This is a genomic window from Nioella nitratireducens (assembly GCF_001879715.1).
In the GTDB taxonomy this organism is placed as follows: domain Bacteria; phylum Pseudomonadota; class Alphaproteobacteria; order Rhodobacterales; family Rhodobacteraceae; genus Nioella; species Nioella nitratireducens.
Genome location: NZ_MNBW01000016.1, coordinates 60,340 through 75,528, shown reverse-complemented (window position 1 = coordinate 75,528; position 15,189 = coordinate 60,340). Strand labels below are relative to the sequence as shown.

Genomic DNA, 15,189 nt, shown 5'->3' with positions numbered 1-15,189 from the left:
ACATCTCGGTAGTCACACAATGGCGAATCCTGCCATAACAATATCAATCACTTAGTCGATTTGCTGTCGAACTTGGGGTTCCATGACTATTGCGAGGGTTCCAGTCAGTTTCGCCTATGCTGCGACGGACAACCTGACGCTTTCAGGCGCAATGACCTTCAACTCGATCCTCGATCAGGAAACCTTCACGACATTCCCGGCCGAAGACGAATTTTCAGTGAATCTCTCTGCCAATGTCAGCTACCGTCTGGCTGGCGGTCAGGAAATCTATGCTGGCGCATCCACCGATCTGTTCGACGACGCCTATGACACGACATCCTACGTCGTAGGGGTGCGTTTCCCGTTCTGAGCGGGACGTACTTGCTTGGATTGATCCGCGAGAACGCTTCTTGACGTGCCCCTGAAGTGGGGCTGATGCTTCAGGCCCTGCACTCCGAACCGACGGGATGCAGGGCTTTTTTCATTTAACTTCAAGGGCACAGTTGCCGCACGAATCCCGGATCGTCCGCGGCAAGCGACGGCATGGTGACCAACAGACGAACCGGGCTGTGCGGGGAAACCCGCCCCAGCAGCCTGTCGGCCCGTGCCGATATGCGGGCTTCACCGGCAAAGAAGTCGGCGCCAGACGCGACCGGAACCGCCGGGCCATCGGTCGCGGCGCTCAACACGGCGCGGATGGCGTCCAGCGTCGGAAGAACCCGCGACTCGATGCGACCGAGCGAGGACAGCCCGTGCCGCATCAACTCGCGTTGCAAGGGGCGGATGTCATGGCGGCGCAGGGCAAGGTAATGGGCGAAATTTTCAGCACTCGGGAGGTAGGCTTCCGTCGCGATCCAGTCGCGCCATCCGGCAGGCGTCTGGTCAGCAGCGGTTTCGATCTGCGCGCGCAGGCGGTCGACGGATTGGCGCAATGCGCAAAGGGTCTGGTCGGTCATGAGGCACCTCGGGATCAAGCTCATAGGGGGCGTTGGTGACAGGTCGATGACGATTGCACCTGTCTGACAGAGACGCCCCACGACCCCGTTGACCGCGCGCACCCGGCAAACGCGACGCCATACCGCCTTGCGACATTGGACAGGGACGCGACCCAACGAAAAAGGCCGCCCCGAGGGACGGCCTTTGGCTGTTTCGCAAGCGATCCGGTGGATCAGCGCTTGGAGAACTGGAAGCTCCGGCGTGCCTTGCGGCGACCGAATTTCTTGCGTTCCACCACGCGGCTGTCGCGGGTCAGGAAGCCAGCGGCTTTCAGCGCGCCCCGCAGGGACGGCTCGTAACGCTGCAAGGCCACCGAGATGCCATGCTTGACGGCACCGGCCTGACCGGACAGGCCGCCACCCTTGACGGTGGCGTAGACGTCGAACTGGTCTTCGACACCGGCGACAGTGAAGGGCTGGCGCAGGATCATCTGCAACACCGGGCGGGCGAAGTAGACGTTGATCTCTTTGCCGTTCACGGACACCTTGCCAGAGCCCGGCTTGATCCAGACGCGGGCAACCGCATCTTTCCGCTTGCCGGTGGCATAGGCCCGGCCAAGCGCATCGCGCTGCGGTTCACGGGGGGTTTCAAGGTCGATCGCGGGGGTGGCAGCATCGCCACCGGCCACGGCTTTCAGCTCATCGAGCGACGTAATGGTCTCGGCCATGGGTCTCAGCTCCGCGTGTTCTTGGAGTTCATGGATTTCACATCCAGCACGGTCGGCTGTTGTGCCTCGTGCGGATGCTCGGCCCCTGCGTAGATGCGCAGGTTGGTCATCTGCTGGCGCGACAGCGGGCCACCGGGCAGCATACGCTTGACGGCCTGCATCACGACGCGCTCGGGATGCGCCCCTTCGAGGATCTCGGCCTTGGTGCGGGACTTGATGCCGCCGGGATAGCCGGTGTGCCAGTAGAAGTGCTCTTCGCGCTTCTTGCCGGTCAACTGCACCTTGTCGGCGTTGATGACGATCACGTTGTCACCCATGTCCATGTGCGGGGTGAAGGTCGGCTTGTGCTTGCCACGGAGCCGCATGGCGATGATCGAGGCGAGACGGCCCAGAACAACGCCTTCGGCGTCGATCAGGATCCAGTTCTTCTCGATATCCGCCGGGGTAGCGGTATAGGTTTTCATATCGTTTTTCCTTGCGGTGCCGGGGCCAGCGTGACGCCCGGGCCATCTGTCAAGAACGAACGGGCAGCCCTGGCCGCCCGTCGGATGGGCGTGTTCTAACGATTTCCGGGGGCGCGTCAACAGAATGTTTTGCGCACAAGATTTGAATTATTCATATAAATCAGTTACTTATTGTTGTGGTATTATTTTACCCCATCAAGGCAGAGCTGTTGGACGGCGGATTGGCCAGCAATTGTGCCATGGCGGCCAGCGCCGCCTCGTATTGCGGCTCGGACGCGGTTGAATTGCAGGCAATCCGCACGGCCGAGGGGGCCAGCCCATCCTCCAGCACAAATTCATCCGCCGACTTGATCCGCACCCCGCGCGCCTCGCAGGCGGCGGCGAAGGTCGAGGAGCGCCAGCCGCGCGGCAGTTTCAACCAGACATAGGGCACATCCGGGCGCCATTCGAGATCCCATCCCCCAAGCGCATTGACCGCAAGCTGCACCCGGTGGCGGTCGGCGGCCAGCACGTCCCGCCGTATCCGCGCCGCCTCGCCCGTTCGGATCAACGCTTCGCCAAGGTCGATGATGGGTTGCGGCAGCCCGTAGAAACTTGACTGCGCCGCGGCGCGCGCGCCATCGGCCCGGTCCGTGGGGCAGGCCATGAACCCGAACCGCAAGGACGAGCTGACCGATTTTGTAAGGGACGACAGGTACCAGCCCCGCTCGGGCAGCATGGCACGGTAGGCCGGGGCTTCGCCCGGATCACCAAGACGGAAGCAATCGTCCTCCAGCACCTGAAGCTGAAAACGGCGGGCCAATGCGGCCAGATCCTGCTTGCGGGCCAAAGGCGTGCAGCGCGTGGTTGGCGAATGCACCATCGCGGCGGTGATCAAGGCTTGTCCGCCATGGGCGCGGCAGGCCTCTTCCAGTGCATCAGGGCGGAGTCCGTGCTGGTCCATCTGAACGGGCACCACCCGCGCCCGCAACAGCCGCGCGGCGTGGCGCACGCCGGGATAGGTCAACTCTTCGGTCAGGATCACCGGGGTCGGGCCGGTCAGCAGGCTTTGCAAAGCCACCAGAATGGCGTTCTGCGCCCCATGCGCCAGCACAATGTCCTCGGGCGCGATTCGGCCCGCCACGTCCTGCCCGATCCAGTCGGCGACAGCGGCGCGCGCAGCGTGGTCGGTCTCGGCACTCGGGTAATCGGTATAGTTGCTGCGGGCCGCGATTTCGGTCAGCACCCGCGCAATGGAACGCCCCTGCCCCACATCGGGCACCGGGCTGCTGCGCAAGTCGACCACGCCGGAACTGTCCTTCACGAACAGCGGCACATCGGGCCGCACCGCCGGGGCCGGACGCCCGGCAACGAAGGTGCCACGGCCAACGGCCGCCTCGAGCACCCCGTCATCGGTCAGGATCGTATAGGCGCGCGCCACGGTTCCCGGCGTGATCGAAAGCGTCCAGGCCAGATCGCGCACCGGCGGCAGCTTTGCCCCAACCGCCAGATCGCCCGAGGCTATGGCCTCGCGGATAGACTCGGCAACAGCACGATATTTCGGCCCGCCCCGGCCCTCCAGCGACGGCTTCCAGATTGTATCCATGACAATGTTTCTCTCGACCGAGTGTATCGCCTTTTGTATGCATAATTCATGGCAAGCACGCCACGTTGTGTCAACACAATTACAGGAAAGGACTCCTCCATGGCACAGGCACAGATCAACCCCGCCCTCGGCTTTCTCTCCGGTCGTCATCTGACCCCGGCAGCGAGCGTTGCGTTGCGCGTGGTGGTTTTGCTGGTCAAATGGCAGGAGCGCCGCCGAACCCGTCGTGGGCTGACCCGGCTTGATGCCCATCTGTTGAAGGATGTCGGTCTGACCGGGGCCGACGTCCAAACCGAACTGGCCCGGTGGGCCTGGCAAGATCGGTAAAGGACTCGCGTCCCGTCAGGCCGTTCTCTTCCCGGCCTGGCGCTCTGCGGCACGGGGCGGGCACAGTGTCCGCCCCTTGTTCGGTGTCTACCCAGCCCCAGTCCGCCCAGCCCCAGCCCGCCCTGCCCGGACAATCATGAACCGTTATTGCCGCAACAGGCCGGCGCGCGCCTCATCCTCTGCCGCCCACGCTAACAGCGCATCGCGGATTGCGATCTGCACCCGCTCACGCCACGCCGGATCGAGCAGGTTCGCCAGATCCCCTGCATCCGAGATAAAGCCGAGTTCGATCAGGGCAGACGGAATGTCAGGCGCTTTCAGAACGGAAAACCCCGCTTCCATCCGGGGATGAGGATGCAGGGCGATATTGGCGGCCAGAAAGCTTTCCACGATGCGATCGGCCATGGCGTGCGCGCGGGGGGCCGTGTCGCGGCGGGCAAGGTCCATCAAGACGCCCGCCACCTCGTCGTCATTGCCGGCCAGATCAACCCCGGCCAGCAAATCCGCCCGGTCATGCGCCTCGGCCAAGGCTTGCGAGGCCGCGTCGCTGGCGGTATCGGACAAGGTGTAGACCGTCGCCCCCTGCGCGATGCCCGAGGCAATGGCATCCGCGTGCAGCGACAGGAACACATCGGCCCCCGCCCCCCGCGCCAGCGTCAGCCGTTCCGGCAGCGACACGAACCAATCCCCTTCGCGCGTCAGCATCACGTCGAACAGGCCGGACCGCAGCAGCACCTCGCGCAGTTCCAGCGCAAAGACCAGCATCAGGTCGGCCTCGTTTTCCCCACGCCGTTCGGCCCCGGGATCGACACCGCCATGACCGGGGTCGAGCGCCACCATGATCAATCCGTCATTGCGACCGGACGCAACGGACCCCGACAGGGCAATCGGCGGCAACCGTGTGCCGGGGGGGGCCTCGGCCGCGCGGTCAGCGAATGCGGCGTCGGAAATCCGGCTCAGGCTGAGGTGAACAACGGCGCTGCCGTCGGTGTCATCGGTCTGCATCGCCGCGCGGTCGATGCCCATCGGCGTGTCGAGCAACAGCACCATGCGTGACCACCCCGCATCCCCCCGGCCCGTCTGAACAGACGTCACATGCGCGGATCGGTCGAACCCCTCCGCCAGCCCCGACCACGTCACTTCCCGGAAGTCGAGCACCACGCGGGCCGGATCGTCGAGCAGATAAACCCGATATGGCACCGCTTGGCTGAGGGCGAGCGTCAACTCCGCCCCGCCGCGCCCCGAGTCTTCCAGCATGCTGGCCTCGGGCAGAATCCGGGCCAGCGCCCGGAACTCCTGCGCCTGCGCGCCGAAACTCGTTAACAGCGCAAGGGCGCACGAAAAAATGAAAAGGAGTGCCTGCACAATCGGCCTTTCGCCGAAACCCGTTTACTGACCGCAATTTAGCAGAGCCCGGACCGCGACCCAAGTGGCGAGTCTCCGCTCACACCACGAAATAGCGCCTGCTTCGCCACATTCTCCACAAAATGCGGGGGCACCTTTTGGGCAAGGTCCATCCACCTGCACTCAGCTGCCAAAGATCAAAAACCCATGACACGACTCAAACGATCGCCTATCGGCCATGTTCTGTATCGCCTCTACTGTCTGCGGCGGCTGATTGCCGTTTCGGTGCTGACAGTGACCGTTGGGGCGGTCTTGTCGCTTGGCGTCAGCGACGCCAACAGCCTGTTCGCAGAGCCCCTGCATCTGTTCCTGCTGATGCTTGTCTGGGGCGCGATCACCGGGGTCACGGCCGTCGTCTTTCCCACCGCATGGATTGACATCCTGACCTCGTCGATTGCCTTCGCGCTGCTGTTGATCGCGACGCCCTACCTGCAACTTGCCATCGGTTTTGCCCCGCTCAGCCATGGTGGAATCGGCGAGACGCTGGCCAGCCTGATGGTGCTGCTGGCCTGGTTCCTGGTCTGGTTGATGGTCATGGCCCTGTTTATCCTGGCCGCCGAGTCGCTGCCGCGCCGCAAGGGGCAGTTGCGCACGCAACTGCATTGCGCCCAACCGCCCGAGGTGGTGCGCGCTGCCTTGCGCCCGAAACTGGGCGTCGAGGGCGACCTGCGCATGCCTCATCACCAGCTTAGCATCCGGATCTTGCAGGAAGACGCGCACATGCGCCAAAGCGAGGTCAAGGTGACGGAACGCGGGCAAACAAGCAGGGTCGAGATGTTCGAACGCTTCGTGCCCAAGGGCGACGGCACCATATACGAACGGCTGGAACTGCACGACCAGATCACATTGATGAGCACGATGGCCTTCTGGATCAATGATCTGGGCGCAGACCGGGCGCGAGCCTGCCTTGATGCCGCCGAGGGGCGGCGCACGCTGGCCCTGTTCACCCGGCGGCGGTCAGCCTTTGGTTCTCTCTCGCATTGGCTCAAGCGCGCGCAGTCATGAAGGCCTGAAGCCGGGCAAGACCGTCTTCGATATCCACCGTGGACCGCGCATAGGAAAAGCGCAGCGTCGTCGCGCCGCGCCGCGGGTCGAAATCGAGCCCCGGCGTGACCGCGACCCCGGCTTCGCGCAGGATTTCCGCGGCGAACGCAAGCGAGTCGTTCGTATGCTCTGCCACATCGGCATAGACGTAAAACGCGCCGTCGGCGGGGGCCGCCTTGTCAAAACCCGCCTTGGCCAACCCGTCCAGCATCAGTTGGCGGTTCGTGGTGTAGACATCCCGATGCCTGTCCAGTTCCGCCCGCCCCTCGGGGCTGAGCGCGCCAAGCGCGGCAACCTGGCTGGCATGGGGCGGGCAGATGAACATGTTCTGCGCCAGTCGCTCGACGATACGCACATGATCATCGGGCACCACCAGCCAGCCAAGCCGCCAACCGGTCATCGAGAAATACTTGGAGAAGGAATTGACCACGTAAAGGTCATCGGACAGCTCCAGCGCCGAAATCGCTCGGCCCTCGTATTGCAGCCCGTGATAGATCTCGTCCGAGATCAGCGCCATGTCGCGGGTGGCGCAGGCCTCGACCAGGGCCCCCAATGCGGGTTTGTCCAGCATTGTGCCCGATGGGTTCGCCGGAGAGGCGACGATCAGCCCGGCCATGTCGTCGGTCAGATCCCCCGGCACCGGTTGAAAGCGGTTCGCCTCGGTGGTCTGAAAGCCGACGGGATCAAGACTCAGCGCTTTCAGGATCTGGCGATAGCTGGGGTAGCCCGGTTCGCCCAACCCCACCTTGTCCCCCGCATCAAAGAGCGCCGTGAAGGCCAGCACGAAGGCCCCCGACGCCCCTGCCGTCAGCACAACGCGGGCCGGGTCCAGATCGACGCCATACCATTCATCATAAAGCGCGGCGATTCCCGCCCGCAGGTCAGGCCGGCCGAGCGCCACGGTGTAGCCAAGCGGCCCGGCCTCCATCTCGGCGGAAAGGCGCTGACGGGCCGCCTGTGGCGCGCCGGTGCCGGGTTGGCCCACTTCCATATGGATGATGTGACGCCCGGCCTCTTCCGCCGCGCGGGCCTGTTCCATGACATCCATCACGATGAAGGGATCAACGTTCGAGCGCCTTGAATATCGCATCTGCCTCTCCTTAAGCTGGGGCCGGTTGAAGCAGCCCCGAAGGGGAAGGTCAATGTTGCGTCTTGCCCGACTGGTGGTCCTCGTTCTCTGTCTGCTGCCCGGCATCGCGCGGGCGCAGTCGATCATCCGCGATGCCGAGATCGAACATGGCCTGAGCGAACTGGCAACACCGGTGTTGCGAGCCGCCGGGTTGCCCGCAGCGGTGCAGATCATCGTGGTGGATGACGGATCGCTCAATGCCTTCGTGGTCGATCCGACGCATATCTTCATTCATTCCGGGCTGCTGATGCGGCTCGACCGGCCCGAACAGGTGCAGGCGATCATCGCCCACGAGGCCGCGCATATCGCCAACGGTCATTTCGCCCGCCGCGCGGCGAATGTCGGCACCGCCAGCACCGCCGCAAGATTGGGCATTCTGCTGGGGGTCGCGGCGGGCGTGGCCTCGGGCGATGCACGGGCTGCGGTCGGGGTGGCCGCCGGGGCTGCCTCGTCGGCGCAGCGGGTGTTCTTTGCCCATACCCGCGCAGAAGAGGCCAGCGCCGATGCCGCCGCCATTCGCTACATGATATCCGCCGGGGCCGATCCCGCCGCCATGCTGGAGGTGCTCGACATCTTTCGCGGCCAAGAGGCGTTGTCGGCAGGCCGCCAAGACCCGTACCTGCTGACCCATCCGCTGACCCGCGACCGGGTGCGCTCGGTCCAGGCCCTGGTCGCGGGGCATGAAGGCGGACGCGGGGATGACACCTCGATGTATTGGTTCCAGCGGATGACCGGCAAGCTCACCGCCTTTCTGCGCGCGCCCTCGTGGACGCTGCGGCGGGTGGGTAACGACTCCACCGAGATCGCGCATCTGCGCCGGGCCATCGCCTATATGCGCCAACCGAATGATGAGCGCGCCCTCGCCGAGGTGAACGCGTTGGTGCAGATGCGCCCTGCCGACCCCTATTATCAAGAGTTGCGCGGCCAGATCCTGTACGAGGCGCGGCGATACGGCAACGCGATTTCGGCCTATGCGCAGGCCGTCGAACTGGCGCCGCGCCAGCCGCTGATCCTTGCGGGGTATGGCCGGGCGCTGCTGACGCGCGACACCGCCTCGGGCAACCGGCAGGCGTTGGAGGTGCTCAACCGTGCCCGCGCCCGCGACCCGTTCAATCCGCGCCTGTTACGGGATCTTGCCCTTGCCCATGCCCGTCTTGGCCAAAACGGTCTGGCCTCGGTCGCCACCGCCGAGCGCTATGCCCTTCAGAACCGTTTCGAAGATGCCCGCATTCACGCCACCCGCGCCTCGGGTCTTTTGCCGCAGGGCAGCTCGGGGTGGCTGAGGGCCCAGGATGTGTTATCCGTTGCCCAAATCGAGTTGAACCGGAGATAACGATGAAAAAGATTGCCCCCGCCATGCTGGCGCTGGCCGCCACCCTGATGGCTGCCCCCGTCAGCGCCGACGGACTGATCGACATGTCGGACGCCGAGCGCGCCACCTTCCGCGCCGAGATTCGCGATTACCTGCTCGAAAACCCCGAGGTGCTGCTGGAGGCGATTGCCGTTCTGGAACAGCGTCAGGCAGATGCGGAAACCGTGCAGGACCAGTCGATGGTCATGAGCTACGCGGATGACATCTTCGAAAGCCCCTATGACTGGGAAGGCGGCAATCCCGATGGTGACATCGTGCTGGTGGAGTTCATGGATTATCGCTGTGGCTATTGCCGTCGGGCGCAACCCGATGTGCAGAGGCTGATCGAGACGGATGGCAATATCCGCTACATCGTCAAGGAATTCCCGATCCTCGGCGACCAATCCGTGCTGGCGTCACGCTTTGCGATTGCGACGCGCCAGACCCTTGGCGACGATGCCTATGAAATGGTGCACGAAGCCTTGATGGACATGCGCGGCGACATCACCGAGGACAGTATGCGGCGCTTGGCCGAAAGCCTTGAACTGGACGCGGATGCAATCATCGCGGGCATGGGATCGCCCGAGGTGGATCAGGTCATCGCGGCCAACCACACGCTGGCCAGCCGCATGCAGATTTCCGGCACGCCGACCTTCGTGATGAACGACCAGCTTCTGCGCGGCTACATGCCCTATGAAAACATGGCCTCGCTGGCGGCAGAGCTGCGCTCTCAGACCAACTGAGGTCGCTGACCACGCAAAAAGAAACGCCCCGGGGGATGGTCCCGGGGCGTTTTTTTCATGTCTGGGGCGTCGCTCAGCCTAGCGACCACCACCCGCGCCGCTTGGGCTTGTCGGACTCGTCAGTCGCCTCGTCTGCCCCTGCCAGTTCCGGCTCTTTCTCCGGCTCTGGCTGCGCTTCGGGCTCTGGCTCGGCCTCGGCAGTGGGCTCCGGCTGGGGCTCCGGCGTTTCTGCCTGCGGTTCCGGGGGCGCCGGGGCATCTTCGGCAACTGGCGCCTCAGGGTGCGTCGTCGGTTGCGGGGCCTCTTCGACCGGGGCCGGGGTTTCGGCCGGGTCTTGCGCCACCTCGACGGGGGCCTCGTCGGCCACAGGGGCTGCCTCTTGCGGGGCGTCCGCGACCGCTTCACTCACCTCGGTGACGGCAGGCTCGGCATTTTCGGCGGCGGCGTCCGCAACGGGTGTCGACGCGTCCTCGGCAGGCGCGTCTGCGGTCACCGGTTCCTCGACCTTTTTCTTGCGGCGCGACCGGGGCTTGCGCTTGGGCTTTTCGTCCGTCTGCTCGGCGGCGTCGGCCTCGGGATTGGCGGCCTCCGAGGGGGCCTCGGCTGGTTGGGTCTCTTCCGGTTGCGGGGCCTCGCCCTCGGGCTTGGCGTCGGAGTCAGATGTCGACTGATCGCCAGACTCGTCGCCGTTCTGATCAGTCTTGCGACGTCCGCGTCCACCCCGGCGACGCCGGCGCTTCTTCTTGGGTTGCTCGTCCTGCGGCGGCGCTTCGGCCTCGACCTCAACCTCGACCTCCGGCTCTTCGGCGGCGGCCTCCTCTTCGATGCTTTCCATCAAGGCGCTGTCCATCGAGATCACCGGCGTCACGGCGGTCACCTTGCGGGTCGCGGTCTTGAACTTCTCGATCTTGAAATCGGGCGACACCAACAGCGGGTCGGCCTCGATCCGGATCGACAGGCCATACCGGGCTTCAATCTCGGCCAGATACTCGCGTTTGACGTTCATGATGAAGTTCACGATGCCAACCGGCGCGGTCAGCAGCACCTCGCGATAGCGCGCGCGGGTGCCCTCTTCTTCCAACTGGCGCAGGATGGACAAGGCAAGGCTGTCATCCGAGCGCACAAGCCCGGTGCCGTGGCAGGCGTGACACGGTTGTGTCGTCGCCTCCAACATGCCGGGGCGCAGGCGCTGGCGGCTCATTTCCATCAGGCCGAAACCCGAAATGCGGCCCACCTGAATGCGGGCCCGGTCGGTCTTGAGCTTGTCCTTGAGACGCTTTTCGACGGCGGCGTTGTTCTTGCGCTCGTCCATGTCGATGAAGTCGATCACGATCAGGCCGGCCAGATCGCGCAGGCGCAACTGGCGCGCCACTTCCTCGGCGGCCTCAAGGTTGGTCTTGGTCGCGGTGTCCTCGATCGAGCCTTCCTTCGTGGCCCGGCCAGAGTTCACGTCAATGGCGACCAGAGCCTCGGTCACACCGATCACGATATAGCCGCCCGATTTCAGCTGCACGACAGGGTTGAACATGTCGGCCAGGTAGCCCTCGACCTGAAAGCGGGCAAACAACGGCAGCGGGTCGTTGTAGTGCTTCACGTTCTTGGCGTGAGACGGCATGATCATCTTCATGAAGTTCTTGGCGTGGCGATAACCAGCCTCGCCCTCGACCAGAACCTCGTCGATCTCGCGACTATAGAGATCGCGGATAGAACGGTGGATCAGGTCGCCTTCCTGGTAGATCGGCGCAGGCGCAACGGATTTCAGCGTCAAGTCGCGGATCTGCTCCCACTGGCGCTGAAGATATTCGTAGTCGCGCTTGATCTCGGACTTGGTGCGCTTGGCCCCTGCGGTCCGAACGATAAGGCCCGCGCCCTGCGGCACGTCAAGCGACGTGGCGATATCCTTGAGCTTCTTGCGGTCGGCGGCGTTGGTGATCTTGCGGGAAATGCCGCCACCGCGGGCGGTGTTGGGCATCAGCACGCAATAGCGCCCGGCCAGCGACAGGTAGGTGGTCAGGGCAGCGCCCTTGTTGCCGCGCTCTTCCTTGACGACCTGCACCAGCATGATCTGGCGCACCTTGACGACTTCCTGAATCTTGTAGCGGCGCGGACGCGGTTTGCGAACGGGCCGGATATCTTCCTGATCGTCGTCGTCCGCGACAGTGGAAATGTCGGGATCGACCTCGGCGGCGTCCTTTGCGGCGGGCGCGTCGCTGTCATCCTCGGCAAAATCATGGGCGTCTTGCGCGTCGGGCGCACTGTCTTCCGCCGCGTCGGTCTGCGACGTCTCGGCGACAGGAGCGGCCTCTTGGGCGTTGTCGGAGGTGGCGGTTTCCGCCTCGGCTGCGTCTGCATCGGATGCGGCCTCGGGTGCCTCGGCCTTGCGATCCGACAGGCTGGAAAAATGGGGGGTGCCGTCATCTTGGCCAGAGGCCAGATCAACCACGTCCAGCGCCGAAGGCGTGCTGCGGCGGGTGTCTTCGACCGCGCCGCTGGTTACCGCGTCATTGCGGCTGTCGGCCGCCTGCGCCTCGGCAGAGGGCTTCTTGCGGCGGCGGCGGCCCCGCTTGGGCTTGGTCTCGGCCTCGGTTTCGGCCTCTGCCTGCGCTTGGGCGTATTCCTGTTCTTCGGCGAGCAATGCCTCGCGGTCGGCGGTCGGGATCTGGTAATAGTCGGGGTGAATTTCCGAAAAGGCGAGGAACCCGTGGCGATTGCCGCCGTAATCGACAAAGGCCGCCTGCAACGACGGTTCGACCCGCGTCACCTTGGCCAAATAGATATTTCCTGCCAGTTGTCGCTTGTTCAGCGACTCGAAATCGAATTCCTCGACCTTGTTTCCGTCCGCCACGACGACGCGGGTTTCTTCCGCGTGCGTGGCGTCAATGAGCATCTTCTTTGCCATGGTGTCCTTGCACATGAAGCCCGACGCGCCAGTCCCGGGGGCGCGGCGTCATCGGCTTCAAACTGTCCTGAAAAGGCGACGGCGTCGTCGCAAGCAAGAGAGGCCGGGGCAGGTTCTGCCCATCCATGCCGTCCCTCAATTCTGCGCACGCGTTTCATCGCGGTTTGTCTCCGGTGGCATGGCGGGGCCTGCCACCCGTTCTTCAGCCCGGAATCCCGGGCGATTTCTGTGAGGGAGCCTTGTCGGCCCCTGTGACCTGATCGAAATCCGCGCCGCTTATTCCCGCGCGCCGGAAGACGATCAGAGAAACTGATACATGGCGCCCGGAACGTCCCGGCGCCGTGTATGTGACATTAAGGGCACTTCCGGGGGGATTACAATGCCAATTCGACGCCCGCCGGTTGCAAAGGATAACAATCTTGCGGGTGGACGGGAAAATGCATGGCCTGAAAAAGGAGAAAGCGCCCGAGGTAACCCCGGACGCCTCGATGCAGGATCTGGCGGTGGCGATCAGGCGCCGGCAGCCATCCGGTTGTGCTTGCGGCCAACCCATTCCTTGGCTGTTTCGACCGCCACGGCTGCGTCGCGGCAATAGGCGTCGGCGCCGATGGCCTTGCCGAATTCCTCGTTCAGCGGCGCGCCACCGACGAGCACGATGTAGTCATCCCGAATGCCCTTCTCGACCATCGTGTCGATCACGACCTTCATGTAGGGCATGGTGGTGGTCAGCAGGGCCGACATCCCGAGGATATCGGGCTGCTCGGTTTCCAGGGCGTCCAGATAGCTTTCCACGGCGTTGTTGATGCCCAGATCGACCACTTCGAACCCGGCCCCTTCCATCATCATGCCGACGAGGTTCTTGCCGATGTCGTGAATGTCGCCTTTGACGGTGCCGATGACCATCTTGCCGACGCGCGGGGCACCGGTTTCCGCCAAAAGCGGCTTGAGGATGAACATGCCCCCCTTCATGGCGTTGGCCGCCAGCAGAACCTCGGGCACGAAGAGGATCCCGTCGCGGAAGTCCTTGCCGACGATGGTCATGCCACCGACAAGCGCTTCGGTGAGGATGCGGTAAGGCTCCCACTTGCGCTCGAGCAGGATGTTCACGGCCTCTTCGATCTCTTCCTTGAGACCGTCGTAGAGGTCGTCGAACATCTGTTGAACAAGTTCTTCGTCGTCGAGTTCCGACAGGATGATTTCGTCTTCATCGGACATTGGCTTCGGCTCCCTGACCGGAGGGTGGGGTTTTATCTTGGGTGACTATTGCGACGGGGGCGCAGCTCTCACGCGCTGGATTGCGACTTAGTTCACGTCGGTTCCGACCTTGGCTTGTGAATGTTCTCATTTCGTTCCATATTGAGGGAATGAAGTTCGAGGCCATCATGGATCAGGCCCGGCGCAAGGGCCGCGCGGCGACGGGAAATCCCGACAACCGGTTCGACCGGCTGACCACACGCGTGGAACCGGACGGCTGGGACCGGGACGAGGATCTGCCCCCGATCCGCACCGAGGTGACCGAGGAGCGACCGCGCAAGGTGATCACGCGCAACAGGTCGCCCGATATTGCTTTCGATCGGTCGATCAACCCCTACCGGGGCTGCGAACACGGTTGCATCTATTGCTTTGCCCGCCCGACCCATGCCTATCTTGGCCTGTCGCCGGGGCTGGATTTCGAGACGCGCCTGATCGCCCGCCCCGACGCGCCCGAGGTTTTGGCACGGGAATTGTCGCGCAAGGCCTATCGCCCGGCCACCATTGCCATCGGCACCAATACCGACCCCTACCAACCGATCGAGCGGGACCGGGGCATCATGCGAGCCATCCTTGCGGTGTTGCGGGACTTTCGCCATCCCGTGGGCATCGTGACCAAGGGCACGCTGATCGAACGCGATATCGACATCCTGTCCGACATGGCCGTCAAGGGGCTGGTCAAGGTGGGCGTTTCGATCACCACGCTGGATGCAGGGCTTGCCCGCAAGATGGAACCGCGCGTGCCCTCGCCTGCCCGACGCCTGCGCACCGTCGAGCGGTTGGCGGCGGCAGGCATCCCCGTGCGCCTGATGGCGGCCCCCATCGTGCCGGGGCTGACCGACCACGAGATCGAAGGCATCGTCGCGGCGGGGGCCCGTGCCGGTGCGTCTGGCGCCAGCATGATCGCCCTGCGCCTGCCGCTGGAGGTCGCGCCGCTGTTCAAGGCGTGGCTGGAAGAACACCTGCCCGACCGTGCAGGCCGCGTGATGGCGCGAGTGCGCGAGATGCATGACGGCAGGGAATACAGCGCCGACTGGGGCCGCCGGATGACCGGCAGCGGGGTCTATGCCGACCTGATGCGCGCCCGTTTCGCCCGCGCGACCCGTGCCGAGGGGCTGCACCGGGACATGCCGCCCCTCAGGACAGATCTGTTCGCGGTGCCGCCACGACCGGGCGACCAGCTGAGCCTCTTCTGACGGGATCGGAACGTATCGCCAGCCCGTTGCGCGGCAGGCGTACCGCTGGTGCAAAGCTCTCATTGGGCTGTTTCCCAAATGAAAAACGCAAATTTCAGGAAAGGTGCCCCGGCCTGTGGGCATGGCGTGGCGTCGGAGCGCGCCTGCGGTCGGT

General features: G+C 64.3%; 14 protein-coding genes. 6 read left to right on the top strand and 8 right to left on the bottom strand.

Annotation, left to right across the window (positions count from 1 at the left end):
* The first annotated feature begins 82 nt into the window (after positions 1–82).
* Positions 83–349, top strand: a complete 267-nt coding sequence (locus tag BKY27_RS15460; RefSeq protein ID WP_146636265.1) for a hypothetical protein — start codon at positions 83–85, stop codon at positions 347–349.
* Positions 350–470: 121 nt separating this feature from the next.
* Here BKY27_RS15460 and BKY27_RS15455 read toward each other — a convergent pair whose 3' ends face one another.
* From BKY27_RS15455 to BKY27_RS15440, 4 genes are all read right to left on the bottom strand, one after another.
* Positions 471–935 carry a hypothetical protein gene (locus tag BKY27_RS15455; RefSeq protein WP_071675388.1) on the bottom strand — a complete coding sequence of 155 codons (465 nt, stop codon included), beginning with the start codon at positions 933–935 and terminating at the stop codon, positions 471–473.
* 212 nt (positions 936–1,147) lie between these two features.
* Complete coding sequence (gene rpsI, locus BKY27_RS15450; protein WP_071675387.1) at positions 1,148–1,642, bottom strand: 30S ribosomal protein S9; 495 nt, start codon at positions 1,640–1,642, stop codon at positions 1,148–1,150.
* 5 nt (positions 1,643–1,647) lie between these two features.
* A complete protein-coding gene (gene rplM, locus BKY27_RS15445; RefSeq protein WP_071675386.1) occupies positions 1,648–2,106 on the bottom strand; it encodes a 50S ribosomal protein L13 in 459 nt (152 codons plus the stop codon).
* Between the two features lie 187 nt (positions 2,107–2,293).
* Complete coding sequence (locus BKY27_RS15440) at positions 2,294–3,691, bottom strand: aminotransferase-like domain-containing protein (protein ID WP_071675385.1); 1,398 nt, start codon at positions 3,689–3,691, stop codon at positions 2,294–2,296.
* A gap of 99 nt (positions 3,692–3,790) precedes the next feature.
* On the opposite strand from BKY27_RS15440, the gene BKY27_RS15435 reads away from it, so the two are divergent.
* Complete coding sequence (locus tag BKY27_RS15435) at positions 3,791–4,018, top strand: DUF1127 domain-containing protein (protein WP_071675384.1); 228 nt, start codon at positions 3,791–3,793, stop codon at positions 4,016–4,018.
* A 144-nt stretch (positions 4,019–4,162) separates the two neighbouring features.
* On the opposite strand, the gene BKY27_RS15430 is transcribed toward BKY27_RS15435, so the two are convergent.
* Complete coding sequence (locus tag BKY27_RS15430) at positions 4,163–5,383, bottom strand: N-acetylmuramoyl-L-alanine amidase (RefSeq protein ID WP_233491859.1); 1,221 nt, start codon at positions 5,381–5,383, stop codon at positions 4,163–4,165.
* 186 nt (positions 5,384–5,569) lie between these two features.
* Between BKY27_RS15430 and BKY27_RS15425 the strand changes: the two genes are divergently transcribed.
* Positions 5,570–6,427, top strand: a complete 858-nt coding sequence (locus BKY27_RS15425; protein ID WP_071675383.1) for a hypothetical protein — start codon at positions 5,570–5,572, stop codon at positions 6,425–6,427.
* Here the strand turns inward: BKY27_RS15425 and BKY27_RS15420 are convergent.
* A complete protein-coding gene (locus BKY27_RS15420; RefSeq protein ID WP_071675382.1) occupies positions 6,408–7,556 on the bottom strand; it encodes a pyridoxal phosphate-dependent aminotransferase in 1,149 nt (382 codons plus the stop codon). The two genes, BKY27_RS15425 and BKY27_RS15420, sit on opposite strands and share 20 nt — an antisense overlap.
* A 52-nt stretch (positions 7,557–7,608) precedes the next feature.
* Here BKY27_RS15420 and BKY27_RS15415 point away from each other — a divergent pair, with 52 nt between their 5' ends.
* Together BKY27_RS15415 and BKY27_RS15410 are read left to right on the top strand one after the other, a co-directional pair.
* The gene (locus tag BKY27_RS15415) at positions 7,609–8,928 is read left to right on the top strand and encodes a M48 family metalloprotease (RefSeq protein WP_071675381.1); all 1,320 of its coding nucleotides are present in this window, start codon (positions 7,609–7,611) and stop codon (positions 8,926–8,928) included.
* Positions 8,929–8,930: 2 nt separating this feature from the next.
* On the top strand, positions 8,931–9,689 hold the full coding sequence (locus BKY27_RS15410) for a DsbA family protein (RefSeq protein ID WP_071675380.1): 759 nt from the start codon (positions 8,931–8,933) through the stop codon (positions 9,687–9,689).
* Positions 9,690–9,762: 73 nt separating this feature from the next.
* Here BKY27_RS15410 and BKY27_RS15405 read toward each other — a convergent pair whose 3' ends face one another.
* Positions 9,763–12,588 carry an Rne/Rng family ribonuclease gene (locus BKY27_RS15405; protein WP_071675379.1) on the bottom strand — a complete coding sequence of 942 codons (2,826 nt, stop codon included), beginning with the start codon at positions 12,586–12,588 and terminating at the stop codon, positions 9,763–9,765.
* Between the two features lie 510 nt (positions 12,589–13,098).
* Complete coding sequence (locus BKY27_RS15400; RefSeq protein ID WP_071675378.1) at positions 13,099–13,803, bottom strand: corrinoid protein; 705 nt, start codon at positions 13,801–13,803, stop codon at positions 13,099–13,101.
* Positions 13,804–13,952: 149 nt separating this feature from the next.
* Here BKY27_RS15400 and BKY27_RS15395 point away from each other — a divergent pair, with 149 nt between their 5' ends.
* A complete protein-coding gene (locus tag BKY27_RS15395) occupies positions 13,953–15,035 on the top strand; it encodes a PA0069 family radical SAM protein (protein WP_071675377.1) in 1,083 nt (360 codons plus the stop codon).
* Positions 15,036–15,189: the final 154 nt, after the last annotated feature.